The 631-nt window shown below is 42.9% G+C and carries 1 protein-coding gene and 1 pseudogene; both read right to left on the bottom strand.

Features of this window, described 5'->3' with window-relative positions:
• Nucleotides 1-420: calcium-binding protein (locus J3U67_RS00950; RefSeq protein ID WP_416384667.1), on the bottom strand; the 420-nt coding region annotated here is incomplete at its 3' end.
• Nucleotides 380-631 (bottom strand): annotated as a pseudogene (locus tag J3U67_RS00955) (hypothetical protein); the annotation flags it as partial. The pseudogene J3U67_RS00955 and the gene J3U67_RS00950, both read right to left, overlap by 41 nt.

Here is a 631-nt window from a genome sequence, read left to right on the forward strand (position 1 = left end):
GCCGGTACCGCCAATAAGGATATCGTAGCCGGCACCGCCATTTAGGATGTCGTCGCCCGTGCCACCATACAGGATATCGTTGCCTGCGTCACCGCTGAGCGTATCATTACCCTCTTCACCGTAGAGGATATCATTGCCATCTTTGCCGTAAAGGGTATCATTTCCTTTGCCACCACTGATAATATCATTACTCCACCATCCGGTAATGATATTATCATTATCATCACCATTCTGGATAAATGTAATTTTATTAATGATATCCTGAGGATTAAGCGTTACATNAATAAATTTGAAAGAACGATATTCGTCATTGCTAAAGTTGAAATAATTAGGCAGGGTAAGTGAATCGTCCTCACCATAGGCTTTGATGATTAAATCATTACCGGAACGACTGANAATAATCGACAGAGAAATTGGCACCTTTGAACACAATTTCATTGAGGTAATTGATATCATAATAATTTCCTTTATCAGTAATGATGTCGTGCCCATGGCCGGCTTCGAATTCGTAACGGTCTTTTTCGTAGTTGCCACCACTAAGAGTGTCATTGCCGGTACCGCCAATAAGGATATCGTAGCCGGCACCGCCATTTAGGATGTCGTCGCCCGTGCCACCATACAGGATATCGTT

Source organism: Snodgrassella sp. B3837, assembly GCF_026535955.1.
GTDB lineage: Bacteria > Pseudomonadota > Gammaproteobacteria > Burkholderiales > Neisseriaceae > Snodgrassella > Snodgrassella alvi_E.